General features: G+C 57.6%; 22 protein-coding genes. 13 read left to right on the forward strand and 9 right to left on the reverse strand.

The window, feature by feature from the left end; all coding sequences use genetic code 11:
• Positions 1-10: 10 nt before the first annotated feature.
• Together wzz(fepE) and WFN87_RS20510 are read right to left on the reverse strand one after the other, a co-directional pair.
• Entirely contained in the window at positions 11-1132 is a 1122-nt protein-coding gene (gene wzz(fepE), locus WFN87_RS20505; RefSeq protein ID WP_336983617.1) for an LPS O-antigen length regulator Wzz(fepE), read from the reverse strand.
• 351 nt (positions 1133-1483) lie between these two features.
• The gene (locus tag WFN87_RS20510; RefSeq protein ID WP_336983616.1) at positions 1484-2434 is read right to left on the reverse strand and encodes a LysR family transcriptional regulator; all 951 of its coding nucleotides are present in this window, start codon (positions 2432-2434) and stop codon (positions 1484-1486) included.
• Positions 2435-2676: 242 nt separating this feature from the next.
• Here WFN87_RS20510 and WFN87_RS20515 point away from each other — a divergent pair, with 242 nt between their 5' ends.
• The 4 genes from WFN87_RS20515 to WFN87_RS20530 are packed head-to-tail and all read left to right on the forward strand — an operon-like array spanning position 2677 to position 7063.
• The gene (locus WFN87_RS20515) at positions 2677-4038 is read left to right on the forward strand and encodes an MFS transporter (protein WP_336983615.1); all 1362 of its coding nucleotides are present in this window, start codon (positions 2677-2679) and stop codon (positions 4036-4038) included.
• 26 nt (positions 4039-4064) lie between these two features.
• On the forward strand, positions 4065-4568 hold the full coding sequence (gene fae / locus WFN87_RS20520; protein ID WP_008458495.1) for a formaldehyde-activating enzyme: 504 nt from the start codon (positions 4065-4067) through the stop codon (positions 4566-4568).
• A 9-nt stretch (positions 4569-4577) separates the two neighbouring features.
• Positions 4578-5621, forward strand: a complete 1044-nt coding sequence (locus tag WFN87_RS20525; RefSeq protein ID WP_039287402.1) for an aldo/keto reductase — start codon at positions 4578-4580, stop codon at positions 5619-5621.
• A complete protein-coding gene (locus tag WFN87_RS20530) occupies positions 5618-7063 on the forward strand; it encodes an NAD-dependent succinate-semialdehyde dehydrogenase (protein WP_336983614.1) in 1446 nt (481 codons plus the stop codon). The genes WFN87_RS20525 and WFN87_RS20530 overlap by 4 nt, the downstream gene beginning before the upstream one ends.
• Positions 7064-7112: 49 nt before the next feature.
• Here WFN87_RS20530 and WFN87_RS20535 read toward each other — a convergent pair whose 3' ends face one another.
• Positions 7113-8240 carry a multidrug effflux MFS transporter gene (locus WFN87_RS20535; protein WP_442892784.1) on the reverse strand — a complete coding sequence of 376 codons (1128 nt, stop codon included), beginning with the start codon at positions 8238-8240 and terminating at the stop codon, positions 7113-7115.
• 93 nt (positions 8241-8333) lie between these two features.
• Between WFN87_RS20535 and WFN87_RS20540 the strand changes: the two genes are divergently transcribed.
• A complete protein-coding gene (locus WFN87_RS20540; protein ID WP_336983613.1) occupies positions 8334-9107 on the forward strand; it encodes an AraC family transcriptional regulator in 774 nt (257 codons plus the stop codon).
• On the opposite strand, the gene WFN87_RS20545 is transcribed toward WFN87_RS20540, so the two are convergent.
• Positions 9104-9724, reverse strand: coding sequence for a LysE family translocator (locus tag WFN87_RS20545; protein WP_336983612.1), 621 nt, complete (start codon positions 9722-9724; stop codon positions 9104-9106). The two genes, WFN87_RS20540 and WFN87_RS20545, sit on opposite strands and share 4 nt — an antisense overlap.
• A gap of 35 nt (positions 9725-9759) precedes the next feature.
• The gene (locus WFN87_RS20550) at positions 9760-10428 is read right to left on the reverse strand and encodes a TetR/AcrR family transcriptional regulator (protein WP_336983611.1); all 669 of its coding nucleotides are present in this window, start codon (positions 10426-10428) and stop codon (positions 9760-9762) included.
• A gap of 65 nt (positions 10429-10493) precedes the next feature.
• On the opposite strand from WFN87_RS20550, the gene WFN87_RS20555 reads away from it, so the two are divergent.
• Positions 10494-11690 carry a TCR/Tet family MFS transporter gene (locus WFN87_RS20555; RefSeq protein WP_336983610.1) on the forward strand — a complete coding sequence of 399 codons (1197 nt, stop codon included), beginning with the start codon at positions 10494-10496 and terminating at the stop codon, positions 11688-11690.
• A 47-nt stretch (positions 11691-11737) separates the two neighbouring features.
• Here the strand turns inward: WFN87_RS20555 and WFN87_RS20560 are convergent, their stop codons facing one another.
• On the reverse strand, positions 11738-12202 hold the full coding sequence (locus tag WFN87_RS20560) for an Lrp/AsnC family transcriptional regulator (RefSeq protein WP_008458505.1): 465 nt from the start codon (positions 12200-12202) through the stop codon (positions 11738-11740).
• A 108-nt stretch (positions 12203-12310) separates the two neighbouring features.
• On the opposite strand from WFN87_RS20560, the gene WFN87_RS20565 reads away from it, so the two are divergent.
• Positions 12311-12922 carry a LysE family translocator gene (locus WFN87_RS20565; RefSeq protein ID WP_008458507.1) on the forward strand — a complete coding sequence of 204 codons (612 nt, stop codon included), beginning with the start codon at positions 12311-12313 and terminating at the stop codon, positions 12920-12922.
• A 35-nt stretch (positions 12923-12957) separates the two neighbouring features.
• Here WFN87_RS20565 and WFN87_RS20570 read toward each other — a convergent pair whose 3' ends face one another.
• Positions 12958-14508, reverse strand: coding sequence for a methyl-accepting chemotaxis protein (locus tag WFN87_RS20570; RefSeq protein WP_336983609.1), 1551 nt, complete (start codon positions 14506-14508; stop codon positions 12958-12960).
• A 269-nt stretch (positions 14509-14777) separates the two neighbouring features.
• Positions 14778-15941, reverse strand: a complete 1164-nt coding sequence (locus WFN87_RS20575; RefSeq protein WP_336983608.1) for a methyl-accepting chemotaxis protein — start codon at positions 15939-15941, stop codon at positions 14778-14780.
• Between the two features lie 273 nt (positions 15942-16214).
• On the opposite strand from WFN87_RS20575, the gene WFN87_RS20580 reads away from it, so the two are divergent.
• Genes WFN87_RS20580 through fabF form a run of 4 tightly spaced genes read left to right on the forward strand, consistent with a single transcriptional unit; the run spans position 16215 to position 20661 of the window.
• Complete coding sequence (locus WFN87_RS20580) at positions 16215-16757, forward strand: winged helix-turn-helix transcriptional regulator (RefSeq protein WP_336983607.1); 543 nt, start codon at positions 16215-16217, stop codon at positions 16755-16757.
• On the forward strand, positions 16757-17800 hold the full coding sequence (locus tag WFN87_RS20585; RefSeq protein WP_336983606.1) for an HlyD family secretion protein: 1044 nt from the start codon (positions 16757-16759) through the stop codon (positions 17798-17800). Before WFN87_RS20580 ends, WFN87_RS20585 begins: the two co-directional genes overlap by 1 nt.
• Positions 17797-19359, forward strand: coding sequence for a DHA2 family efflux MFS transporter permease subunit (locus WFN87_RS20590; RefSeq protein WP_336983605.1), 1563 nt, complete (start codon positions 17797-17799; stop codon positions 19357-19359). The genes WFN87_RS20585 and WFN87_RS20590 overlap by 4 nt, the downstream gene beginning before the upstream one ends.
• A gap of 18 nt (positions 19360-19377) precedes the next feature.
• Positions 19378-20661, forward strand: coding sequence for a beta-ketoacyl-ACP synthase II (gene fabF, locus WFN87_RS20595; protein WP_336983631.1), 1284 nt, complete (start codon positions 19378-19380; stop codon positions 20659-20661).
• Between the two features lie 171 nt (positions 20662-20832).
• Here fabF and WFN87_RS20600 read toward each other — a convergent pair whose 3' ends face one another.
• On the reverse strand, positions 20833-21729 hold the full coding sequence (locus tag WFN87_RS20600) for a LysR substrate-binding domain-containing protein (RefSeq protein ID WP_336983604.1): 897 nt from the start codon (positions 21727-21729) through the stop codon (positions 20833-20835).
• A gap of 130 nt (positions 21730-21859) precedes the next feature.
• Between WFN87_RS20600 and WFN87_RS20605 the strand changes: the two genes are divergently transcribed.
• A complete protein-coding gene (locus WFN87_RS20605; RefSeq protein ID WP_336983603.1) occupies positions 21860-23203 on the forward strand; it encodes an MFS transporter in 1344 nt (447 codons plus the stop codon).
• Positions 23204-23323: 120 nt separating this feature from the next.
• A complete protein-coding gene (locus WFN87_RS20610; protein ID WP_336709250.1) occupies positions 23324-24592 on the forward strand; it encodes a chloride channel protein in 1269 nt (422 codons plus the stop codon).
• Positions 24593-24594 lie beyond the last annotated feature (2 nt).

Raw genomic sequence — 24594 nt, forward strand, 5'->3', positions numbered from 1 at the left:
ATGCAGCGCGCTAAACAATTTCCAGCTTTTTCTGCCTATCGGCCATGACATTGCGCATTAGCACGTAGCCACAGGCGCCAATCAGGCCAAGCAAAGCCGCCAGCACGACGATGAGGGATTTCCCCGGGCCTTCTTTTTTCAACGGCAAAGAAGGATTCATATGATAGCGGAAGGGCTGGAAGTCAACGTCGTTAACCTTGACCTGCGCCAGTTTAGTTAAATAGTACTCCCGATTTTGAACGCTGGCGTTTAATTCCGCCACATCTTTAAGCGCGGATTCAATTTTCAGTTTTTCGGCCAGCCCATCAGCCCCCAGCGCAACCGAGTAATCAGGATCGTCTTTTACCGCTTGCCCATTGCTGTATACCGGCTTTTTAATTCCCGCCGCGTTAGCAACTTCAAGCGAGTAGCCCAGACGCTGAATATTCACTTTATGCTGGTTTTCGAGGTTTCTCTTATCCAGCTCGAGTTTATCTTTCTCTACCGCGCTTTTTAATTCAACGCTATAGCGTAAATTTTGCACAATATCCTGATTAACTCGCTGCGCAATAAAGTGAATATAACCGCTCAGCACATCCCTGGCCTCTTCTGGATTCGGTCCAGTGAAGCTTAAAGCCCATGAGGTATAGGGGATGGCATCCGGCAGTTTAGAATCTGCGGTATTTACCGATTTGAATTTTGCAGCCGTTTCCTGAATAGCCCGGTGTAGTTTTACGCTATCGTCCGAGTTAACGGCATTAACAAGCTTTTTAACATACTCAGAATTGGCCAAATACTCTTCACGCAACGCCTGCGAGTCAAAGTCTTTCAGGAAGGCTTGATAAACATGCCCGGCGTCGACATTAGGCGCTGCATCCAGAACCGTCAGCTCAACCATCGTGCGGTGCAACTCGATTAGCTGAGAGGATTCTGGCGGCGTAATAACGGCCTTGCTTGACCATTTCTGCGGCATCAAAAAGCTAACGCCCAACCCGGCTAATGCAGCAGCAAATGTGATGGCAATTATCGTTTTTTTTGCCGCGAAAAGGGTACTTAACAGGTGAATCAAATCAATTTCCTGACTCGATTCAGTTATCACCGAAAACGCACGGATATCTTCCACAGGAGCATTTTTTAATTCAATTGCGGACATGTTAACCAACTCATAATAGATGCCAGACGAAACTATACCGACAGGAAACTAATGGATTGAGCACAGAGCTAAATAACAAAAAAAATAATCAATGATATTTAACACCACGTATTCATAGAACCGAGCATGGTTGAAGAGAAGCAAAGTGTTGCGCCATTATTCCCAAGAATAATCCTAAAAACAACCATCAAATATTGAGATTTGTTTTTTTTCAGAAATAGAAAAGCGATCCAACTCACTTTTCATGGTGTGTCAGATCAGAGACTGCGTTAAGTTTGGCAAAGCATACTCTCAGCACGTTGTGGAAATTAATCGAATGAAAAATATATGTTAACTCTCATTGAGATCACATTAGAGAGAAAGGGCTATCGGTTCTTCACGGGAAAGAAGCAGCTTTGCCCGGGAAGATTCCCCCTCTTCTTCGTGCCAAAAACGGGCGATCTCGGTCTGAACCCAGTCGCTAAAATAGCCCACTCGCGGCAGCTCCCGCTTGCCCTGGGGGATCTCCAGCCAGTAACCATTTCCGCTTTCAAGCTCCAGCTCCGCCAGCGGCACCAATAACCCGCCACGCAGCTCGTTGCGGATCATCATCCTGTCGAGCACCGCATAGCCTGCCCCGGTCACACAGGCGTTGATCACCTGATCCTCGGTGCTGAACTCCAGCCCGCCGGAAAGCAGACTGTCATTTTCTCCCGTCGCAGCAAGCCAGCGCGACCAGTTATCCAGTCGGATGTCGCCGTTAAGAATATGCAGCTGTGACTGCGAGGCCAGCGGGGGAAAGACGCCGTCAATCATCAGCAGCGGGCTGGCCACCAACAGCAGTTTTTCATGGCACAGCAACTGCCCCCGTCCTTCACTTTCCTGGCGGGTGCCAAAGCGGATGGCGCAGTCAAAATCGCTGTATTTCTGCCGGGTTTCACTGATAAGGGCAATTTGTAGCTGGCCGTTGCGCTGGCGAAGCGCCACCAGCCGCGGTGCCAGCCAGCGGGTGGCAAAGGTCGGAGCAACCTGCAGGCGAAGATGCTGGAGAGGATTGCGCAGTTGAACGTGGCACACGCCCTCTTCAAGAATATCCAGCGACTGGCGTACCACCGGCAACAGCAGCATAGCGTCCTGGGTCAACTCCAGCCCGCTGTGGGTACGCACGAACAGCAGCTTGCCGAGAAACGCCTCGAGCTGTTTGATTTGCCGACTGGCCGCGCTCTGGGTAATGCACAAGGCCTGCGCCGCTTTGCTAAAGCTAAGCGTCCGGCAAGTCTCTTCAAAGACCCTTAACATACTGAGTGACGGGAGTTTTCTCATTGTTGTCATTATCCGCGGGCGAGCGCCAGTCATGTTAATAATATGTTTCTAACCTGCCCTGAAACACCATCCCCCGCCGCAGCTATTTCTGCAAAACAGGAGGAGGATCACATGCGTTTTTTGCCTGGGGGTATGACTAAAACGCACTCGCCTGCTGAGGCGCTTTACTGCCACATTGTTAACGTACTTGAAACATAAAAAATACAAACACCCTACAAAACCACCTCGGGGGAGGAGGCATCATGTCCCACCTGACACAACAGTACACCCGTATGGATGACGTGCCGTTAAACCGTTTCCATATCAAAATCGCCGGCCTGACCTTCGGCGCACACTTTACCGACGGCTACGTGCTCGGCGTCATCGGCTTCGCGCTGGCCCAAATCAAACCTCAAATGGGGTTAACGCCCTTCTGGGAAGGGATGCTCGGCAGTTCGGCGCTGATCGGCCTGTTTCTCGGCAGCCTGGTGTTGGGCTGGATCTCCGATTACGTTGGCCGCCAGAAGATCTTCTGCTTCAGCTTCGTGGTGATAACCCTCGCTTCGGCGCTGCAGTTTTTCGCCACCACGCCAGAACAGTTGTTCTTCTTGCGGGTAATGGTCGGCATCGGCCTCGGCGGCGACTTCTCCGTCGGCCACACTATGCTGGCCGAGTTTTCCCCCCGAAAACATCGCGGCGTCCTGCTCGGCTCATTCAGCGTGATCTGGACCTTTGGCTACGTGGCCGCAGGCTTTGCCGGGCACTTCCTGACGGCGCTAGGGCCGGACGCCTGGCGCTGGCTGCTCTCTTCTTCCGCCCTGCCCGCGCTGATTATTCTGCTGATGCGCATCGGCACGCCGGAATCCCCGCGCTGGCTGATGGGCAAAGGGCGACGAGAAGAAGCGATGGCGATTGTCCATAAACACTTCGGCCCTAACGTGCTGCTGGTGGATGAAGCCCCCGTCGCCTCAAAACAGCGCTTTATGTCGCTGTTCGGGCCGAAATACCGCCGCCGCACCGCCTTCAACAGTCTGTTTTTTGTCTGCCTGGTGATCCCGTATTTCGCCATCTACACCTTCCTGCCGTCGATTCTGCAGGTGATGGGGCTGAACAATAGCTTCACCACCGACCTGCTGCTGAACGCCCTGTTGATCGTCGGCGCGCTGCTCGGGATCCTGCTGACGGTGGTCTGCTCGCGCCGTGGCTTCCTGATCGGCTCGTTCGTCTTCCTCGCCGCCTGCTTGGTGATGCTCAGCATCATTCCGGTCAGCCAGTCCGGCTGGTTAATTCTGTTCTTTGCCGCCTTCACGCTGGTGATGTCGGCGGTCAGCAATCTGGTGGGCGTCTTCCCGGCTGAAAGTTTCCCGACGGAAGTACGCTCGATGGGCGTCGGCTTTGCCACCTCCATGAGCCGCCTCGGCTCCGCCATCGGCACCGGCTTACTGCCGCTGGCCATTCTGAATTACGGCATGCAGGCCACCACCGGCATGCTGGCGCTGATCCTCGTCATCGGTGCCGTTGTCTCTCTCGCCTGGGCGCCCGAAACCAAAGGGTTAACCCTGGTCGATGCCGCTCACGATCCGGCCCAGCGTCACGGCAATGCCGCCGCTGAACCGGCTAAATAACGCTCACGCTTAACAGGAGAAGTCTCGTGGAAATGTATATCGGAGAAGGGTTTGAAGGTAACGGCGTTAACGCCTCGCACATCAACATCATGATTGGCCCACGCAGCGGCGTGGTTGGCCAGGCGTTTTCCAGCAGCCTCGCTTCGCCAAGCCAGGGTCATTGCCCGTTTATGGTGGTGATCAAACCTAACGTTCCGGCCAAACCGATGACGCTGTACGTCAACAAAGCGGAAATCAGCGGCGAGCTGCACGGCAATGCCACCTGGGGAGCCTCTCAGGCCGCCATCGCCAAAGCGGTCACCGAAGCACTTCTGGACGGCACGCTGCCGCCGGAAGCGGAAGACAACTGGTGCATCGTCACCGCCAACTGGGTCAATCCCGGCTGCAACGATATCGACGAGGTGTACCACAACAACTACCGCGCCTGCCGCCAGGCCATCCGCGCGGCCATGGGCAAACTGCCGCAGCGCAGCCAGATTGCCGACGCCCTGCCGCAGCTCGGTAACCCTTTCTACACCCCAAAAGCCTGAGGAGGCGAAATGGAATACGTCAATCTGGGCCACAGCGGCCTGAAAGTCTCTCGCCTGTGCCTCGGCACCATGAACATGGGCAGCAAACAGTGGAAACCTTGGATTTTTGACGAGTCGCAAAGCGAGCCGCTGATCCGTCACGCGCTGGAATCCGGCATTAACTTTATCGACCTCGCGGACTTCTACTCCAGCGGCGCGGGGGAGGAAGTGGTCGGCAACGTGTTAAAACGCATTGCCCGCCGCGATGACCTGGTCCTCACCACCAAAGTCGGCTACCCCATCGGCACCGGCTTTAACAACCAGGGCCATTCACGCAAACACATCATGGAAAGCATCGACGGCAGCCTGAAGCGCCTCGGCACCGACTACGTCGATATCTACATGCTGCACTACTTCGACGTGAATACGCCTGTCGAAGAGACCTGGGCGGCGATGAACGACATCGTGCGCAGTGGCAAAGCGCGCTACGTCGGCGTTTCCACCATGTACACCTGGCAACTGGCGAAAATCCTTTGGTGCTGCGAGCGCTATGGCTACGCGAAACCCATCAATATGCAGCTGCAGCTGAACTGCGCCTACCGCGAAGAAGAGCGGGAAATGATCCCTTTCTGCCGCGACCAGGGGCTTGGCGTGTCAGTCTTTAGCCCGCTCGCCCGCGGCCTGCTGAGCTGTGACTTTACCTCCGTGCGCAACCAGACCGACTTCTTCACCCAGGAGATGTACGCGGACATCACTTCCCGAAACGTTGCGCAGTCCGTCAGCCATGTAGCTCAGCTGCGCGGCCTGCCTCCGGCACAAATTGCTCAGGCGTGGGTCCTGAACCATCCGGGAGTGGACTGCATGCTGGTTGGCGCAGATTCTGTACAGCAAATTGACAGCGCAGTTGCCGCACTCGGCACACCGCTGGATGAAGATGAGCGTTACGAACTGGAGCGTAACTACACGCCGTGCGACGTCATCAACGACTACACCGCAGGCAAACGTATTGCGCGTGAGAGCCGCGCCGCTCGCGGCCTGTTTATAGACAACGTAACCACAAGGAACATCGCATGAGCAGCTTTGACGCACTGGTTCGTACCGGCTGGTACTGCAACGGTGAATGGCGGGACGCCAACGAGCTCTATGCCGTATTAAACCCGGCAACCGATGAAATAGTGGCTCAGGTAGCCAACGCCGGAGCAAAAGAAACCGAGGCAGCCATCGCTGCCGCACACGCCGCCCTGCCCGCCTGGCGAGCATTAACCGCCAAAGCCCGCTCGCAGATCCTCCAGCGCTGGTTCGCGCTGATCATGGAGCATCAGGCCGAACTGGCGGAACTGATGGTCACCGAACAGGGCAAAGTACTGGCAGAAGCCAAAGGCGAAGTGGCCTACGCCGCCAGCTTTATAGAATGGTTTGCCGAGGAAGCCAAACGTGCCAACGGCAAAACCATTCCTTCTACAAAAGCGGGTAACCAAATCCTCACCTTCAAGGAGCCCGTTGGCGTGGTCGCGGCTATTACCCCATGGAACTTCCCGCTGGCGATGCTAACCCGCAAACTCGGCCCTGCACTGGCTGCGGGCTGCACCGCCGTGATTAAACCGGCAAACGAAACACCGCTTTCGGCCTTCGCGCTTATCGTGCTCGCCGAACAGGCAGGCGTCCCGGCTGGCGTAATTAACGCCGTCACCGGTGATACCGTGGCAATCGGCAGCACGCTGATGGCAAGCCCGACGGTGCGTAAAATCTCCTTCACCGGCTCGACGCCAACCGGCAAGCTGCTGATGCGCCAGGCGGCGGATACCGTGAAAAAACTGTCGCTGGAGCTGGGCGGTAACGCACCGTTTATCGTCTTTGACGATGCGGACATTGACGCCGCCGTAGAGGGTGCGATGGCGGCCAAATTCCGCAACAGCGGGCAAACCTGCGTGTGCGTTAACCGTTTCTACATCCAGGCCGGCGTGTATGAGCAGTTTGTTGAGAAACTCGCTGCCGCCGCGCGGGCGCTGAAAGTTGCCCCTGGCCTGACACCGGGTGCACAGCAGGGGCCGCTGATTCACCAGAAAGCGGTTGAGAAAGTGGAAGCCCACGTGAAGGACGCCCTTGAGCACGGCGCGCGCCTGCTGTGCGGCGGCGAGCGTCACGCCCTCGGCGCATCGTTCTACCAGCCTACCGTGCTGGCCGACGCTACCGAAGCCATGCTGCTGGCCCGCGAGGAAACCTTTGGCCCGCTGGCGGCCTGCTTCCGCTTCAGAGATGAACTGGAGGCGATTGAACGCGCTAATGGCACGCCGTTTGGCCTTGCCGCCTATCTTTATACCCGCGATCTCGCCCGCGCCTTCCGGGTGACACAGCAACTGGAAAGCGGCATGGTCGGCGTTAATGAAGGGATTATCTCCACGGAAGTCGCGCCTTTCGGCGGCGTGAAGGAGTCCGGCCTCGGCCGCGAAGGCTCCGACTGTGGACTAGAAGAGTACCTGGAAACCAAGTATGTGAATCTGGGTGGACTGCTGTAACTGTTGCCTTAGCGATGCGGCCCTCTCCACGAGGAGAGGGCGCAGAGTATTATCTCCGTAAATGTTTCCAACCGATAAGCGTAATGCCCACGGCACATACGATCAGCGTCATATCCAGCCGTTGTCCCCAGCCGGCAACGAAAAGCCCGGCGCCAATCAGCACGTAATAGACCAGGCCGAAAAGTGCGCCTGCCGTCCCCCGGCAATCTGAGTAGGCGCTGAGCGCAGTGCCAAGCACCACCGGAATTGCCATCGAAAAGGCCAGCATCACCATAAACATCGGTGCCAGGAACCACGGGCTGGCCGACAGCAGGCCAACGCCCAGGCCCCCGATCAGGCCGCAGATACAGGCGAGGCGTAAGAGCGTGGCTGAACTCGCGCCGCGCTGGATGAGTTGATGGTTAAGCTGCGCGCCAGCCAAAGAGCCAAGCGCCAGCAGGACACCGCTCAATCCAAATGTACCGGGCTCCATGCCAAACCGCTCAAACATAAACGGCGCCAGGCCGTAATAGCCGAACAGGCTCACGTTAAACAGCGCGACCAGCGCTGTAGCACGCCAGATCTGCATATCTTTCAGCATTCGCACCGCGACGCTGGCGATGGACTGACTCTGATGCTGCGCAGAGCGAGTTTCTTCCAGCCGCCAGGCGCTACAGATAAAGAGCAGCAGGGCAAGCGCCACAAGAGCATCAAACACTCCCCGGAAACCGCCCCAGGAAACAAGCATCCCGCCCGCCCACAGGCCTATCGCCGGGCTTACCGCCAGAGCAATGCCCATAAAAGCGAAGATCTTTGCCAGCGTCTGCCCGCTAAAGCGGTCCCGGAGTATCGTCTGGGTGACAACCGACCCGGACGCCGCACCAAAGGCCGCGATAACGCGTGCCGCGAGCAGCAGTCTGAAATCGTGCGCCAGCAGCGCAAGGATCGACCCTACTGCGTAGCATGCCAGGCCCAGCAACAGGGCTGGCTTACGGCCGGCCAGATCGCATACCCGTCCCCAGACCAGAACGCCGAGGGCAAAGCCCGGGAAATAAATGGACAGCGTCCAGGCTGCATCCTGCGCGCTGACCGCGAAATACCCGGCAATATCGGTCAGTGCCGGGCTATAAAAGGTTTCCACAATCTGCGGAAACATCAGTAGCGCCGTTAAGAGCGCCATACCGCGATGTGTTTTCACAATACGTCCTCCTCAAAAAGAGGCGCTATTGTAGGAGAACGTCAGATGAATCATTATAAACATTATGACATTTAATATCGGAAATCAGACATTATGAGCTGGCTAAGTGCGGATGCAGAATTTAACCCTGACGCGCTGCATAACGGCGTGATTGGCGTGCAGGCTGAACTTGGGGATCATGATTCCGGGCTACATCGACACCGGATGGGGCAGTTGCTGTTTACCCGGGAAGGCTGCGTGAAGCTCACGCTGGATGAAGGCCAGGTACTCTCTTTGCTGCCGCCGGGTAAAGTCGCCTGGCTCCCCGGCGGCGTCAGCCATCGGGCAGAAATGAAAAGTAGCGTGGCCTACCGCTCAATCTGGTTTGATATGAAACGTTACCCCACGCTGCCCGCCACCGCGCTGGTGCTCAACGTGACGCCGTTGCTCAACGAACTGCTGGAGAGGATTTCGGCCAGCGCCTGGGAAACGGACTGGGAACAAGGCGCCCCGATGCACATGGCCGCCCTGTGCGTAGCGGAACTGAATGCCGCACAAGAAGTCCCGATGACGCTGCGCTTCCCTCAGGATAAGCGGCTGCGCCACCTGACGGGCGACACGCTGCCGCCGCCGCTCAACGAACTGGCCAGCGTAGCCGGCGCAAGCGAGCGCACCATTGGCCGTATTTTCCTCCGGGAAACCGGCCTCTCCTACCAGCCATGGCGGCAGCAGTGGCGTTTAATGAAGGCGGTGGAAATGCTGGCCAGCCACGCGCGGGTTACCGTTGTTGCCTCGGAGCTGGGTTTTTCCAGCGACAGCGCCTTTATCTACTTTTACCGCAGCATGACCGGCCAGACGCCGGGCATGCTGACGGCGAAACAGACTTAACGTCGGCTGATGGCCAGCTTCGCGGCAAAGAGCAGGAACACACAGCCGGTGACGCGATCCATCCACTTCACAACGCCAGGCTTTCTTAGCACGCCGGAAGCGTAGCGCGTGGCAAGAATCAGCGTCAGGGACCACAGCGTACCAAGCACCGCATGAATAGAAACCAGCAGGAAAGTCCAGAGGATCGGCGAATGGCCGGAGGGGATAAACTGCGGCAGGAAAGAGACGTAGAACACGCCCATTTTCGGGTTAAGCACGTTGCCGAGCATACCGCGCAAAAACCAGTTGCTGGCTCGGGTTGAGTCAGCGGAGGCAAGGCTAAAACTCTGGCGAGGACGCAAAAGCAGCTGAATACCCAGCCAGCATAAATACGCGGCACCGCACCACTTGAGCAAGGTATAGGCAAATTCAGAAACTGCCAACAGAGCGCCAAGTCCAAAGGCAACCAGCGCCCCCCATACAAAACAGCCTACGTCGATGCCAAGCGCGGCATGAAAAGCTTTTTTGCCCCCTTCGGCGGCGGCAGTTCTCAGGATAAGGGCGGTATCGAGACCAGGGGTAAGCGTGAGCAGCGTGGCAGCTAGCGTGAAAGCAAGAAGCGCATCGGCGACGGACATTTTTCTAACTCCGAAAACGATAAATCTACTGAAATTCAGCTCAGCCGACAATGCCCTGATACCGTTATTTTTTCGCCGTAAACTGTCCCGTTCATTGCCGCGATAACGCCCACGGTTCCCCTGTCGATCAGGTCAAGAAACACGGCGGCGGCGGCGGCATTGCTCAGCGTCTGGCTAAAAGTTCGATGAGCCTGAATCAGCGCCGCGCTCCACGTGGCCAGCACCAGGCCCGCCGCCAGTTGAGTGTGCGGGTCGCTTTTTTCAAGGCCGGCCCCGGCGGCCAGCTCATGCGCCAGCGCCTGGGCAAATTCATCCCGAATCTCTCTGGCTCTCGCTTTCAGTGCCGGGCTGTGCTCAATCGTCGAGACAAACCCCTGCCCCGCCACGGAGAAAGCCACCACCGGGCTATTCTGCTCCACCAGATGGTGAGCAAAGCGACGCAGCGCTTCCAGCGGCCCCGTGTTTTTATCCCGCTGACTCAGCGCACGGCGCAGCATCTGCAACCCCTCTTCTTCGCGGTCGAAGAACATCTCCTCTTTGCGCGGGAAGTGGTTGAACACCGTCATTCTCCCCACCTCTGCCGCCGTGGCGATTTCGTCAATCGTCACCTGTTCAAAGCCCTTTTCCAGAAACAGCCGGGTGGCAACATTAGAAATTTTCTGGCGGGTGGCGAGTCGGTTCAGGGTTCGGCGATCGACGGACATTGACAGGATCCTGCGGAATGGATAATTATGTACTGAGTATATATTAGTACTTAGTACAGGTAAACATGAACAAAGCCCTGGTTGTCATTTTCTCCACTATTTGCCTGGATGCCGTCGGCATCGGCCTGATCTTTCCGATTCTGCCGCGCCTGCTGGAAGAGGTGACACACACCCCGGATATCGCCCACTGGATCGGCATCATGACCGCGCTGTATGCCCTGATGCAGTTTGTTTTCGCCCCGCTGCTGGGGGCACTGAGCGACAACTATGGTCGCCGCCCCGTGCTGCTCGTATCCCTTATCGGGGCCGCCGTGAATTATTTGATCATGGCCTTCGCTCCGCACCTGTGGATGCTGCTGCTGGGCCGCGCTATCGCCGGGTTGACCAGCGCGAACGTCTCGGTGGCGATGGCTTACATCACCGACGTCACTCCGGCGGATAAACGCGCCCGTCGCTTCGGGCTGTTTAACGCCATGTTTGGGGCCGGGTTTATCATCGGCCCGGTGCTTGGCGGCCTGTTGGGCGATGCCTGGGTGCGGCTGCCGTTTATTGCGGCTGCCGTGCTAAACACCGTTAACCTGCTGATGGCGCTGTTTATGCTGCCGGAATCCCGCGAACCCGCCCGCCAACGGTTCAGCTTTGCCGTACTCAATCCCCTGCAGCCTCTGCGCCGCATTTTCACCCTGAAAGGGCTAATCCCGATTGCGATGGTCTTTTTCATTCTGAGCGCAACCGGCGAAGTGTACGGCACCTGCTGGGCGCTTTGGGGGACCGATACTTTCGGCTGGAACGGGCTGTGGATTGGGCTTTCTCTCGGCGCTTATGGCATCTGCCAGACGCTGACGCAGGCGCTGCTTCCCGGCCCGATAACCCGCTGGCTGGGGGAGCGCGGCGCGGTGCTGTTTGGCATTTGTAGCTCGTGTATTGCGCTGACGATGCTGGCCTTTGTGCAAGCAGGCTGGCAGGTGTTTGTGATTATGCCGCTGTTCGGGCTTGGCGGCGTTGGCGCCCCGGCCCTGCAGGCGCTAGCCACCCGGAGGGTAGATGAAGCCAGCCAGGGCCAGTTGCAGGGCATTCTGGCCTCGGCGGTCAGCCTCGCGTCTATCATTGCCCCGCTGGGCTTCTCAAGCTTCTACTTTGTGGTGCAGGATTCGTGGCCAGGCGCTATCTGGCTGTCGGTGATTGTGGTGTACGCCGTTGCCGTGCCGCTGGTGTTGTTCAGCACCCGCGGCAAAAGTGAAATACGGCCAATAAGCCCATAAAGCAGCCAGAGAGCGATGGCGGAAAAATCACATCGTAACATGCAGGCCTATTTTAACTTCTCCAGCGGAAAGGGCCTGTCCTGTACCACGGTTTTCATCACCAGCGTCGAGCGGAGATGCTGCACACCGGGCATGGCCGATAGTTTTCTGTCATACAGCGCCTGGAACGAAGGCAGGTCCCGGGTTACGACCTGCATCAGATAGTCCGGGTCGCCAAACAGTCTCTGCGCCAGCACAATTTGCGGGATATCTTCCACAGCTTCTTCAAACGCGCTGACGGCCTTTCTGTCCCCTTCTTTGAGCGTCGCAAAGACCAGAGCCACAAAATTAAAGCCCATCTTGCCCGGGTCAAGGTTAGCCCGATAGCCCGTAATGACCCCCTCTTGCTCCAGCGCTCTGAGCCGACGATGGCACGGCGAGAGGCTGAGGTTAACCCGCTCGGCCAGGTCGGTAATGGACAGACGCCCATCGGCCTGGAGTTCAGCAAGAATTTTTCTGTCTACGCTATCCATTTGGAATATTCTCTCTTTTAACAAGAGTTTTGAGCATAACATTGAAAGCCCATTGCCGGGGATTAACCGTATTCTTTCTTTCCCGTTATCCAAGAGAGAAATACCATCATGGCGATGAGCCTTGCCGCAGGATTCTGGCTGGTTTCGTTCCTGCTAATCATCACCCCAGGAGCTGACTGGGCTTACACCATCAGCGCCGGAATCAATGGCCGCAGAATTATTCCCGCCGTGGCCGGACTGATGTCGGGCCATGCTATCGCGACAATCATTGTTGTTGCCGGCGTGGGGGTTCTGCTCGCCGGACATCCACTCGCTTTATCCGTCCTCACGCTGCTGGGTGCGCTCTATTTGCTCTGGCTTGGCCTCACTATTTTGCGCAGCCCTCCCGGGCTGAACGCCGCCGCTCAGAACAACGGCAACTGGCAACAGTGGGCCATCAAAGGGATGTGTATCAGCGGCCTGAATCCGAAAGTGTTTCTGCTTTTTCTGGCCCTTTTACCGCAGTTTACCGATCCCCAGGGGAAGTGGTCAGTGGCGCAGCAGATGTCCGCTCTGGGTGCGATGCACCTGGTGACCTGTACCCTGATTTATCTCTTGATTGGTTACGGTTCAAGAGCCCTCTTAAGCACCCGCCCTCAGGCCGCTCGCAGGGTGAGTATGCTTTCGGGTGTCCTCATGGTAATCATTGCGCTGCTGCTGATTTACGAGCAGTTGAAATAGCGAAAAAAGGAGGCAGGATACCTGCCTCTGAAGAACTACGCCTGATGTAGGGTGAAGACACGAATACTGTTGAGCAACAAGCCGGATTGTTCCTTCAGGGAACCGCTGGCCGCGGAGGACTGCTCAACCAGGGAGGCGTTTTGCTGAGTGGTGGTATCGATCTGCCCCATCGCAGCATTAATTTGCGCGATGCCGTCGCTTTGCTCATGACTCGCGCGGGCAATTTCATCCACCAGCTGCCGCACGCGGGCAACGTTTTCAACGATTTCCTGCATGCCCTCATCCGCTTCCGTGACCAGCTTACGGCCATCGGTGATTTTGTTCACGGACGCGCTAATGATGTCACGAATCTCTTTCGCGGAGGCCGAACTTCTCTGCGCCAGCGTTCTCACTTCCCCGGCTACCACGGCAAAACCGCGCCCCTGTTCACCGGCTCTGGCAGCCTCAACGGCGGCATTTAATGCCAGGATATTTGTCTGGAAAGCAATTCCTTCAATGGCCGCAATGATATCGGTCATCCGGCCTGCATCAGCATGGATTTCGCCCATGGCATCGGCCACCACGTGCATACGTTCGCTGTTGGCCTTGACCATTTCTCCGGACTCATTAAACAGCGTATTCACCCGATGGGTATGACTGGCGGTGCTCTTGATCGTCGACGTTAGCTGCTCTAAGGTCGCGGCAGTTTGTTCGACGCTCGCCGCCTGTTCCTCTGTTCGTGAGGCGAGATCCTGGTTCCCGGCATCAATTTCATCCGCTGCCAGGGCAATACTTTCCGCCCCGCTGCTGACGTTCCTAACCGTACTCCCAAGCGAAGTAATCATTTCCTGCAATGAATGCATGAGCTGCCCCAGCTCGTCCTTCGCATGCACATGCACTTTGGCGGTGAGATCGCCCTGCGCCACTCTGCCGGCAACGTTAACGGCCTGCAGCAGCGGATGCGTAATACTGCGGGTTATGTACCAGGCCGTTGCCGCTCCCAGCGCCACACCCAGCGCCACTAGCAGCAACATGAGCAGCTCATTATTACGGGAGTTTTTCTGAATGCTGGCATGCGTGTTATCGATAAGCTGTTTTTGGAAATCCAGCAGAGCCCGCAGCCCCTGCCGATATTCTTCGCTTATCGGAATAAAACGTTCCGAGATATAGCTATCCATGCCCTCATGTTCGCTCCGCTCAGCCCGGGCCAACCCTTCGGAACGAACCTGCAAATACTTTTCACGCACGGGGACAAGATTCGCCAGCAGGTGTTTGCCGGTTTCCAACGCAATCAAAGATGTGAGCTGGGACTGGACTCGGGTGGTGACCGCCGAATTCTGCGCAATGCTGGCGAGCAGTTTCTTACGCAGCATCGCATTTTCAGTTCCCATTGCCGCGATAGCGTTCCCGCTGCTCTTGTCGACCTGCGCCAGCCATTCCTCGACCAGCCTTTCCTTCAGCAAATGCTGGTTAATCATCTCATCGACGGCGTGAACATTGTTCCGGCTGAACAGGCTGGCGCCGATCCCCATCAGAATCATTAAAAACAACAGCAGAAAAAAACCGCCGCTTAGCCTGACGCCTACACGCAAATTACTTAGTTTCATTCTCGTTCCTTAGAAAACCACATCCCGGAGTGCCCCCGGCGCCTGGCGCGAGGGAATGGCGTGTTTTGTAACCACGTTGTTAACCGATATCGGAGGTCACGGTTATTTCTGCAGGCAAAAACCAGGGGGGAACGGTCGATAAAGCAGCATTTTGGCCCGAAACAATGCTTTAATGTGATCTGCATCACAATGAAAAAGTCATTGAAAAATAAAAGGCCCCGGCATATTCATGCGTCGGAGCCTTTTATTATTTGCTCTAAAGTTAAAGATTAAAACGCCTGCCAGTGTTCCTCTTCTCTTTTTAACGCCCGGCGCGGTGCCAGCTGGGGCGATAATATTACGCTTGCCTCATCTCTTGCCCCCAAATGCAGGCTGCTGGTTCTTTTTTCCAGCTCGAACACTTGTTTATTCAGCACTTCTGAAGATCCGGCCAGCTCTTCCACCACCGCTACGTTCCCCTGGGTGACTTTCTCCAGTTCGGAGAGCGCCGTGGTAATTTGCTGAATACCTTTTTCCTGTTCGTTGGTGGAGATAAAAATATGCCCCATCAGCGCGTCGATATTTTCTGAACCCGAAACAATATCCTTCATGTTTTTTTCCGCTTCGGAGACCAGGCTTGCGCCCTGCAGAACGTTTTGGTTGGTGATATCAATTAACGACTTAATGTTCTTGGCCGATTCCGAGCTTTTATGCGCCAGATTTCTGACTTCACCGGCCACCACCGCAAAGCCTTTGCCGTGTTCCCCGGCGCGGGCGGCTTCCACCGCAGCGTTCAGCGCTAGGATATTGGTCTGGAAGGCAATGCTGTCGATGATGGTAATAATTTCCGTCATCTTGTTGGCGCAGTCGGTGATTGAGGTCATGTTGCTGGTCAGCTTCTGCATCAGGTCACTGCCGTGGTTGGCCGAACGGTGCGCGCCGCTGGTGATATCGCTCAGCTCACGGGTGCTGTCGGCATTGTTTTTTGTCCCGGCGGAAATCTGTTCCATGCTCGATGCCGTCTGAATCAGCATCGCCGACTGCTGCTCGGTTTTCACCGACAGCGTGGCGCTCTGGTGCGCCAGGCTTTCAGAAAGCGCTTTGGCCGACTGGGACGACTTGCGAATATCCATTACCAGGGTAGTAATTTCGGCGGAAAGCGTATTTATGCCCGGAATCAATCGTCCGGCACAATTATTACCAAACTCAGGGATATGCACCGATAAATTCCCCGAATTAATTTCGTCAATGCTCCGCTTAACGTTATTAATGGGCCGTACAAGATATATCGTCATATACGTCCACAGGGAGAAGAGTAAGACAACCCAGGCAATATTAAGCATGGCTAAAACAAGCACGCTAGCTGATAAAGCAAATGCTAAGAAATCTATAACTAAAAAGGATATTGCCAAAAAATAGACAATAACGCTTCGAACGCTGGCATTCTTAAGCATAGGTAATCCTGTGCGAGACTTGGGCGGGTATATTATTTATTACCTGGATTTATGGAAAAGCCATCCCATAAAATAAATCAGAATTTAACGCCGACATAAGTCAACTGAAAAGATTTTAAATCCGCACTTTTCGTTTAAGAACGACGCCTTTCTGAATATATCCGTGACGTTACGATCAAGTCACTTTCATCAGCGCTGTATTTAGTAACTTGCATTTTGAAAGTCACTATGCCAATTTGTCACCAGACGATAACCCCGCCCCCGGATCGAACCATGAAAAACGAACCTCTGTGCAGCGCTCCCTGCCCCATTGCCCGCAGTCTTGGCCGTATCGGCGACAGCTGGAGCATCATGATCCTGCGGGATGCCCTGGCCGGTTTTACCCGCTTCGATGAATTTCAGAAGAGCAGCAACGTGGCGCCCAATATTCTTTCGCGCCGCCTGAAAGAGCTGGTTGATGATGGCTTACTGGAGAAGGTTTGCTACAGCAGCTCGCCGCCGCGCTACGAATATCACCTCACCCAAAGCGGGCGTGATTTCCGCATGGTGATTCTGGCACTGGCGGAATGGGGCAACCGCCACTTCGCGCCCGAAGGGCGTCAGATGCAGCTGGTTGAGCGCGAAACCCAGCGCCCGGTAGAGCCCGTTCTTACCGATAAAGAAACCGGCGAGCTGATTGAGCCGGGAAAATACGCCATGGTGCCGGGTCCAGCGGCCTCACCGATGATGAAATACCGCCACGACTACCTGCAGCGTAAACACGCCGGCGACGCCGGGCTTAAATTCCAGCCAGAACCGTACAGAGAACCCCAGTAATGAACGCCGCCCATAAGAAAAAATTGATCACGCTGACCGTACTTGGTGCCGCGGTGTTGGCGGCCGCAGGCTATGGTACATGGTGGTGGCACAGCGGGCGTTTGATTCAGTCGACTGACGACGCCTACATCGGCGGGGATATCAGCGCCATTTCAACCAAAGTCTCCGGCTACATTCAGCAAATTGCGGTGCAGGACAACACGGCGGTGAAAAAAGGCGACCTGCTGATCCGCATTGACGATCGTGATTACCAGGCCGCGCTGGCGAAAGCCCTTGGGGAAGTTGCCGCCCAGCAGGCTGCGCTGGCGGATATCGCCGCCACGCGCCAGCTACAGCAGGCGACGATTGAAGGTTCCACCGCTTCTTTAGCGGCAGCGGCGGCGGCAACGGACAAAACGGCCAACGACAACCGCCGCTATAACGCCCTGGAAGCCTCGAGCGCCATTTCAGCCCAAATACGCGACAACGCCTCGGCGGATTATCGCCGGGCGCGAGCGGAACAAAGCAAAGCCCTGGCCGACAAAGCCGTCGCCCAGCGCCAGCTCGCGGTGCTTGATGCCCGTGAAAAACAAACCCAGGCCGCGCTGGAACAGGCGCAGGCTAACCTGGCGATGGCGAAGCTGAATCTCAGCTATACCGAAATTCGCGCCCCGTTCGACGGCGTGATCGGTAACCGCCGCGCGTGGACCGGCTCCTTCGTGACCAGCGGCACGCAGCTACTCTCGCTGGTGCCTTCCCAGGGGCTTTGGGTCGATGCCAACTTCAAGGAAAACCAGCTGGCGCACATGCGAGCCGGTTTACCGGTGACCGTGGTGGCCGACGTGCTGCCGAACCACACCTTTAAGGGCCACGTTGCCAGCGTCTCTCCGGCGACCGGCTCCCGGTTCAGCATTCTTCCGGCGGAAAACGCCACGGGGAACTTCACCAAAATCGTTCAGCGGGTTCCGGTGCGGATAGCGCTGGAAGGTGACGGCGCAAAACTGGATGTGCTTCGTCCGGGGCTGTCGGTCATCGTTACCGTCGATCAAAAGAGCACGCGATGAGCACCGCCCAGGCCGCACCGATGCCGCAGGGCATCTCTATGCCAATGGCAAAAAAGATCTTCGCTTTTGCCAGCATGTGCGTCGGGATGTTTATTGCGCTGATTGATATCCAAATCGTCTCCGCGTCGCTGCGGGATATCGGCGGCGGCCTTTCGGCTGGGGATGATGAAACTGTCTGGGTGCAAACCAGCTACCTGATCGCCGAGATCATTATTATTCCGCTGTCCGGGTGGCTGGCGCGGGTGATGTCCACCCGCTGGCTGTTTGCCGCCTCGGCGGCAGGCTTCACCCTGATGAGCCTGCTCTGCGGCTGGGCGTGGAATATTCAAAGCATGATTGCCTTCCGTGCCCTGCAAGGGCTGGCGGGCGGCTCGATGATCCCGCTGGTGTTTACCACCGCCTTCGCTTTCTTTCAGGGCAAACAGCGTGTTATTGCCGCCGCGACCATCGGCGGCCTGGCTTCGCTGGCTCCGACGCTTGGCCCCACCGTCGGCGGCTGGATCACCGAGAACTTTAACTGGCACTGGCTGTTCTTTATTAACGTCATCCCGGGGATTTATATCGCCGTCGCCGTGCCGCTGCTGGTGAAGGTGGATCGTCCTGATTTCTCGCTGCTGCGCGGCGCGGACTATTTCAGTATTTTGCTGCTGGCGGCCTCGCTAGGCTGCCTGGAATATACGCTGGAAGAAGGCCCGCGCTGGGGTTGGTTTGATGACAACACCATCGCCACAACCGGCTGGATAGCGCTGCTGTGCGGCATCGCCTTTATTATTCGAACGCTGCGCCACGCCCAGCCGGTGATGGACCTGCGGGCGCTCAAGGACAGAACCTTTAGCCTCGGCTGCTATTTCTCGTTTATGGCCGGGGTGGGCATTTTCGCCACGATCTATTTAACGCCGCTGTATCTCGGCAGCGTACGCGGCTTTAGCGCGCTGGAAATCGGCCTGGCGGTGTTTTCCACTGGCCTGTTCCAGGTGATGTCGATTCCCTTTTATGCCTGGCTGGCAAACCGCGTGGATCTCCGCTGGCTGCTGATGGCCGGGCTGATCGGCTTTGCCATTTCGATGTACAGCTTCGTGCCGATCACCCACGACTGGGGCGCGGACCAACTGCTGCTGCCGCAGGCGTTTCGCGGCCTTGCGCAGCAGTTCGCCGTCGCGCCTACGGTAACGTTAACGCTGGGCAGCCTGCCGCCCGCGCGGCTTAAGCTTGCCTCCGGGCTGTTCAACTTGATGCGTAACCTCGGCGGCGCTATCGGCATTGCGCTGTGCGGCACGGTGTTGAATGACAGAACCAACCTGCACTACAGCCGCCTGGCCGACCATCTCAATACCGCTAACCTCGCGATGACGGATTTTGTCCAGCGCAGCGCCGCCGGCCTGGCCGCGCAGGGTCTGTCCCCGGATGCCGCCACCAGCGGGGCGCTAAAAAACTTGTCCTCTCTGGCACTGCGCGAGGCACGAACTCAGGCATTTTCGGATGCTTTTTACCTGATCATGATAGGTTTTTTGATTGCTGCGATGCTGGTTCCGTTAATGAAAAAGCCGCAGCCAAACTGATATTTCAGGAGAATAATGATGGGCGTTTCAGCGAAAAGGATTGTGGTCACGGGCATGGGTATCGTCAGCCCGCTGGGCTGTGGCGTGCAGCATGTCTGGCGGTCGCTGCTGGCGGGAAAATCCGGCATCTCGGCGCTGGATGAAAACATCGTGGCAGATATCCCCTGCAAAGTGGCCGGTCAGGTGCCGTCCGTAGAACAGGATCCTGAGCACGGCTATGATCCGCTGGCGACGATCCCCGCCAAAGAACGTAAAAAGATGGATCGGTTCATCGAGTTTGCACTGGTTGCCGCCCATGAAGCGCTCGCCCAGGCGGGCTGGTCTCCAGCTTCGCAGGAAGAGAAAGATCGTACCGCAACGGTGATTGCCACCGGGATCGGCGGCTTCAGCGAAATAGCCAACGCCGTGCGCACCACGGACGAGCGCGGACCACGTCGCCTGTCGCCGTTTACCATCCCCTCTTTCCTCGCCAACCTTGCCGCCGGGCATGTGTCCATTGCGCACGGCTTTCGTGGGCCGATTGGTGCCCCGGTGACCGCCTGTGCCGCCGGAGCCCAGGCCATTGGCGATGCCGCCCGCTTGATCCGCAGCGGCGAGGCTGATATTGCGCTTTGCGGCGGCGCTGAAGCGGCCATTCACCGCGTCAGCCTGGCCGGATTTGCTGCCGCACGAGCGCTGTCTACCGCCTCCAACGACAATCCCGAAGCCGCCTCACACCCGTTCGACCGTGACCGGGACGGTTTTGTGATGGGCGAAGGCGCCGGGCTTATCGTGATTGAATCCCTGGAACACACCATGGCTCGTGGCGCAACGCCGCTGGCTGAGCTGGTCGGGTACGGCACCAGCGCGGATGCCTGGCATTTGACCGCCGGGCCGGAAGACGGCAACGGCGCAAGGCGAGCAATGGAGGCGGCCCTTCGCCAGGCCGGCATTGCAGCCGCGGATGTTGACCATATCAACGCGCACGCAACCTCGACGCAGGTCGGCGACAAAGGCGAGCTGGCGGCGATTAAAGCGCTTTTCGGCACGCATCCGGTGGCTGTGACGTCAACGAAATCCGCCACCGGCCACCTGCTGGGCGCGGCGGGCGGCATCGAGGCTATATTTACTATTCAGGCATTGCGTGACCAGGTTGTGCCGCCGACGCTGAATCTGCATCACCCCGATGAAGAGGCGGCCGGGCTGGATCTGGTGGCGCTTACCGCCCGGCCGAAGACGCTGCGCTATGCGCTGTCGAACGGGTTTGGTTTTGGCGGCGTGAATGCAAGCCTGCTGTTGAAACGGTGGGAATCCGGGGAATAACAAGAACCTCACCCCGGCCCTCTCCCTGGAAGGAAGAGGGGGAAAACCGACGGAAAATCTCTGCTCGATCCAGTCCCCCTCATCCCTCCTGTACGCTCCGGGGAAAGGGGAGAAACCAAACTCGATCCAATCCCCTCTCCCCTTTGGGGAGAGGGTCAGGGTGAGGGGCAATCATAAGCCACCTGCCTCAAACACCTGCTGCAACCACGCCCTAACCTGCCGCACATCTTCTCTCCGGGCCTTTTCGTGGCTGGTCACAAAATAATAGTTCGCCCCAGGCAGCGCGCCCGGCAGCGCAATATGCAGCAAGCCCTGCTGCAACGCCCGGCGAATCAATAGCTCGCTTGCCAGCAAGATCCCCTGCCCGGCTATCGCCGCCTGAATCGCATGGGTTTCGTCGTCAAAATGAATGCCGCTCTGCACATCCAAATCTTCAGGCCCAAAGACGGATTTCCAGTGCTGCCAGCTGGGTTCAGGGCTGGGCACATGCCGGTTATCAATATGAAACAGCGTCATCCCCGCGAGATCCTTCACGCTCCTGAGCTTTAGCTGCGGGCTTGCCACCAGCACAAAGCTGTCGCTATGCAGCAGCGTGCTGTCGAGAGATTCGTCGGCCTGCATGCTGTAACGCACCGCACAGTCCGCCATTTTTCCGTGGAGATCGGCCAGCGCTACGCCGCTGTGAAAGCGCAGCTCCAGCGAGGGATGCTGCTGATGTAAAGACGGTAAACGCGGCACCAGCCAGTTAGTCAGGAAGTTCGAAGTAGTGCTGAGCGTGAGCGTGCCGGGCTGAGATATTGTAGCTATGGACTCAACGGCCTCGCGCAGCATGGTGAACATGTTTCCGGAGGCGCGAAACAGAATCTCCCCCGCCGCAGTCAGCGCCACGCCCCGAGCAGAGCGAGTGAATAATCGCTGCTCCAGCGAATCTTCCAGCAGGCGAATTTGGTGGCTGATGGCGGTGGGCGTCACGCCAATTTCTTCCGCTGCCGCTTTAAAGCTGGCGTGGCGTGCCACGGCATCAAAGGCCCGAATGGCCGTGAGTGGCGGGAGTCGACGACTTTTCATGAGTGAATTTAACTCATCCTTGGCTGAATTATATGATTTTGATTGCACCATAAACAAAGGCGTAGCCTGTTATTCACGCTCATCAAATGATGAAAATGATTCATCAAAGAGAAAATAGCAGGAAACGTCGATGACACAAACTTATGCGATACCCGCCGCCGGGTCCTGGCGCGCTTTATCCGCGCCCGGCATTGCACAGGCGCTGATTGCGCTGGACTATGCAATTGTCTACGTCGCGCTCCCCACGCTGGCGCAGAGCCTGAATCTTTCTCTCAGCGAGATGCAGTGGGTGGTTTCCCTGTATGGCCTGACGTTTGCCGCCCTCTTGCTGGCGAGCGGCAGCCTCTGCGACCGGCTGGGGGCACGCCGGATGTTCAGCTTCGGCATGGCGCTGTTTTTACTCTCGTCAGCGGTTGGTGGGCTGGCACAGGGCGGCACGCTGCTGCTCATTGCCCGCTGCGGACAAGGGATGGCGGCAGCGTTGTTGCAGCCTGCGGTACTGGCGCTGATGGCGCAGCGGTTTCACGGCGAGGCGCACCGACGGGCGCTGGCGATATGGAGCGCCATCGGCGCGCTGGGCCTGGTTGCGGGCGTGATACTGGGCGGGATCCTGGCCGCGCTGGACTGGCGAACCATTTTCTTTATTAACATTCCGCCGGGGCTGCTTGCGCTGTGGCTGGTTCGCCGGGATTATCTCCCGCTCAGCACGCAGGGCGAAAAACAGCAGACGGGCATCGGGTCGCTGGTCGGGTGCTTCGCCGCCGGGGCACTGGTCTGGGCGCTGATGCGCTATGGCGAAACCGGGCAGCTTGACTATGTTGCCAACCGCTTCGCCGTTGCCATGGGGATCCTGTTTATTCTGCACGAGCGCTACGCCCCTCAGCCTTTACTGGCCCGCTCGCTTCGCGCTCTGCCGGGCCTGCAAACGGGCTGGCTCAGCAGCGCCTGTTATATGGCAAGCGTGGGAAGCCAGTTTTATGCCATGACGCTATTCTGGCAGCAGACGCTGCAGCAGGATGCCGTTACCACCGGGCTGATGTTCACGCCGCTCGCGCTATTAATCGTCGCGGGCAATACGCTTTTTACCCGCCTGACGGCCCGTTACGCCAGCGCCACGGTTTTGGCCGTCGGGTTTGCCTGTTCGGCACTGGGGCTGGGGCTGCTGTCCGTCGGGGTGGCGTCCCCGCTGTCTGCAGTATTTATCAGTGGTATCGCGTTAAGCGGGCTTGGCCACGGGCTCATCTTCCCGGCGATGTTCGCCGTGGGGCTGTCATCCACCCCGCTTGATCAACAGGGACGCGCCAGCGCCCTGATGGCCACCAGCCAGTATATGGCCGGGGCAATGATGCTGGCGGTGCTTTCCGTCGTGCTCGGGCAGGCTCCCGATATAACACAGTGGGCAACGGCTTTCCGGCTGCTGGGCGCTGCCGCTGTGGCAGGCATGCTGCTTGCGGCATGCCAGAAAGCGAGTTAAACAAGGGCAATCTGCGTGGGGAAAGGTGAGAGAGATTCGGGCCGGATGAATGCTACATTTATACTAACTGTTTAATTCTTCTCCCTTATCATCGAATTTTCCCGCGTTAAGGATCCCAATATGACCCAGCAAGCTGACCAGGCTGACGCTAAACACTACCTTGTGCGCCTGATTGCGGTCGTACTTACCGGCATTCTTGCCGGCATCGCGGGGATGCTTCTCGCGCTGATTTTACACGCCATTCAGCACCTGGCTTTTGGCTACAGCATTGACCAACTGGTTGGGAGCGAGACGTTCCTTGAGGGCGTGACGGACGCCACGCATTTACGCCGGGTCGCGGCGATTCTTGGCGGCGGGGCCGTCGCCGGGTTTGGCTGGTGGCTGCTCGCGCGTTACGGCAAGAAAAGAGTGTCTATCGCTGCCGCCGTGTCAAATCCTGCCGTGCCTATGCCTACGGGCACCACCACTGTTCATGCTTTGCTGCAAATCATTACCGTTGCGCTGGGTTCCCCTCTCGGGCGTGAAGTGGCCCCTCGGGAAATGGGCGCGCTGGCGGCCGGGCTCCTTGCCCGGAAGTTCAGCCTGCAGCCGGATGAAACCCGGACGCTGATTGCCTGCGGCGCAGGCGCGGGCCTGGCTGCGGTGTATAACGTGCCCCTTGCCGGAGCGCTGTTCACGCTGGAAGTGCTGCTGATCTCGTTCAGCTGGGAGAAAGCGCTGGCGGCGGTTATCACTTCGGCAGTAGCGGCCTGGGTCGCCACGCTGGGGCTGGGGGATGAGTCGCAGTATCACTTCGCTTCTTTTGCGCTTCCCCACGCGTTTATCGCCTGGGCCATTGTTGCCAGCCCGCTGCTGGGTTATGCAGCCTGGCTGTTCCGCAAGGCGACAACAAGCGTGAGAACGCTGGTAAAAACTAACTGGCAGATGCCGGTATTTTGCCTGCTGGCCTTTGCGCTGCTGGCCGTGCTTAGCCTGTGGTTCCCGCAGTTGCCAGGCAACGGCAAAGGCCCGATGCAGCTTGCCATCAGCAACGGCCTGAGCTTTAACTTCGCGGCGATTTTGCTGGCGCTGAAAATGCTGGTGATCCTCGCCGTCCTGCGAGGCGGCGCTGAGGGTGGGCTGCTGACGCCGGGCTTAACGGTGGGCGCTTTGCTAAGCCTGCTGCTGGCGGTGGTCTGGCAGTTTGTCTTCCCTGGCGGGGACGTGGGCAGCTTTGCGCTGGTCGGTGGCGCGGCGTTTTTAGCCGCTTCGATGCAGATGCCAATCACCGCCGTGGCGCTGGTGATGGAGTTTACCCATATGGATCACGGCTATTTTGCCCCCGCGCTGCTCTGCGCCGCCGGGGCTTATACAACCTGCCGAATTCTGGATAAGAAATACCGGTACTAACC

It is taken from the genome of Cedecea sp. AS113, from assembly GCF_037152415.1.
Lineage (GTDB): Bacteria > Pseudomonadota > Gammaproteobacteria > Enterobacterales > Enterobacteriaceae > Cedecea.

Coding starts and splice junctions, on each gene's coding strand:
- WFN87_RS20510 (WP_336983616.1), bottom strand. CDS start 2,434: ATGAGAAAACTCCCGTCACTCAGTATGTTAAGGGTCTTTGAAGAGACT.
- WFN87_RS20515 (WP_336983615.1), top strand. CDS start 2,677: ATGTCCCACCTGACACAACAGTACACCCGTATGGATGACGTGCCGTTA.
- WFN87_RS20525 (WP_039287402.1), top strand. CDS start 4,578: ATGGAATACGTCAATCTGGGCCACAGCGGCCTGAAAGTCTCTCGCCTG.
- WFN87_RS20530 (WP_336983614.1), top strand. CDS start 5,618: ATGAGCAGCTTTGACGCACTGGTTCGTACCGGCTGGTACTGCAACGGT.
- WFN87_RS20540 (WP_336983613.1), top strand. CDS start 8,334: ATGAGCTGGCTAAGTGCGGATGCAGAATTTAACCCTGACGCGCTGCAT.
- WFN87_RS20545 (WP_336983612.1), bottom strand. CDS start 9,724: ATGTCCGTCGCCGATGCGCTTCTTGCTTTCACGCTAGCTGCCACGCTG.
- WFN87_RS20550 (WP_336983611.1), bottom strand. CDS start 10,428: ATGTCCGTCGATCGCCGAACCCTGAACCGACTCGCCACCCGCCAGAAA.
- WFN87_RS20555 (WP_336983610.1), top strand. CDS start 10,494: ATGAACAAAGCCCTGGTTGTCATTTTCTCCACTATTTGCCTGGATGCC.
- WFN87_RS20560 (WP_008458505.1), bottom strand. CDS start 12,202: ATGGATAGCGTAGACAGAAAAATTCTTGCTGAACTCCAGGCCGATGGG.
- WFN87_RS20565 (WP_008458507.1), top strand. CDS start 12,311: ATGGCGATGAGCCTTGCCGCAGGATTCTGGCTGGTTTCGTTCCTGCTA.
- WFN87_RS20570 (WP_336983609.1), bottom strand. CDS start 14,508: ATGAAACTAAGTAATTTGCGTGTAGGCGTCAGGCTAAGCGGCGGTTTT.
- WFN87_RS20575 (WP_336983608.1), bottom strand. CDS start 15,941: ATGCTTAAGAATGCCAGCGTTCGAAGCGTTATTGTCTATTTTTTGGCA.
- WFN87_RS20580 (WP_336983607.1), top strand. CDS start 16,215: ATGAAAAACGAACCTCTGTGCAGCGCTCCCTGCCCCATTGCCCGCAGT.
- WFN87_RS20585 (WP_336983606.1), top strand. CDS start 16,757: ATGAACGCCGCCCATAAGAAAAAATTGATCACGCTGACCGTACTTGGT.
- WFN87_RS20590 (WP_336983605.1), top strand. CDS start 17,797: ATGAGCACCGCCCAGGCCGCACCGATGCCGCAGGGCATCTCTATGCCA.
- fabF (WP_336983631.1), top strand. CDS start 19,378: ATGGGCGTTTCAGCGAAAAGGATTGTGGTCACGGGCATGGGTATCGTC.
- WFN87_RS20600 (WP_336983604.1), bottom strand. CDS start 21,729: ATGAAAAGTCGTCGACTCCCGCCACTCACGGCCATTCGGGCCTTTGAT.
- WFN87_RS20605 (WP_336983603.1), top strand. CDS start 21,860: ATGACACAAACTTATGCGATACCCGCCGCCGGGTCCTGGCGCGCTTTA.
- WFN87_RS20610 (WP_336709250.1), top strand. CDS start 23,324: ATGACCCAGCAAGCTGACCAGGCTGACGCTAAACACTACCTTGTGCGC.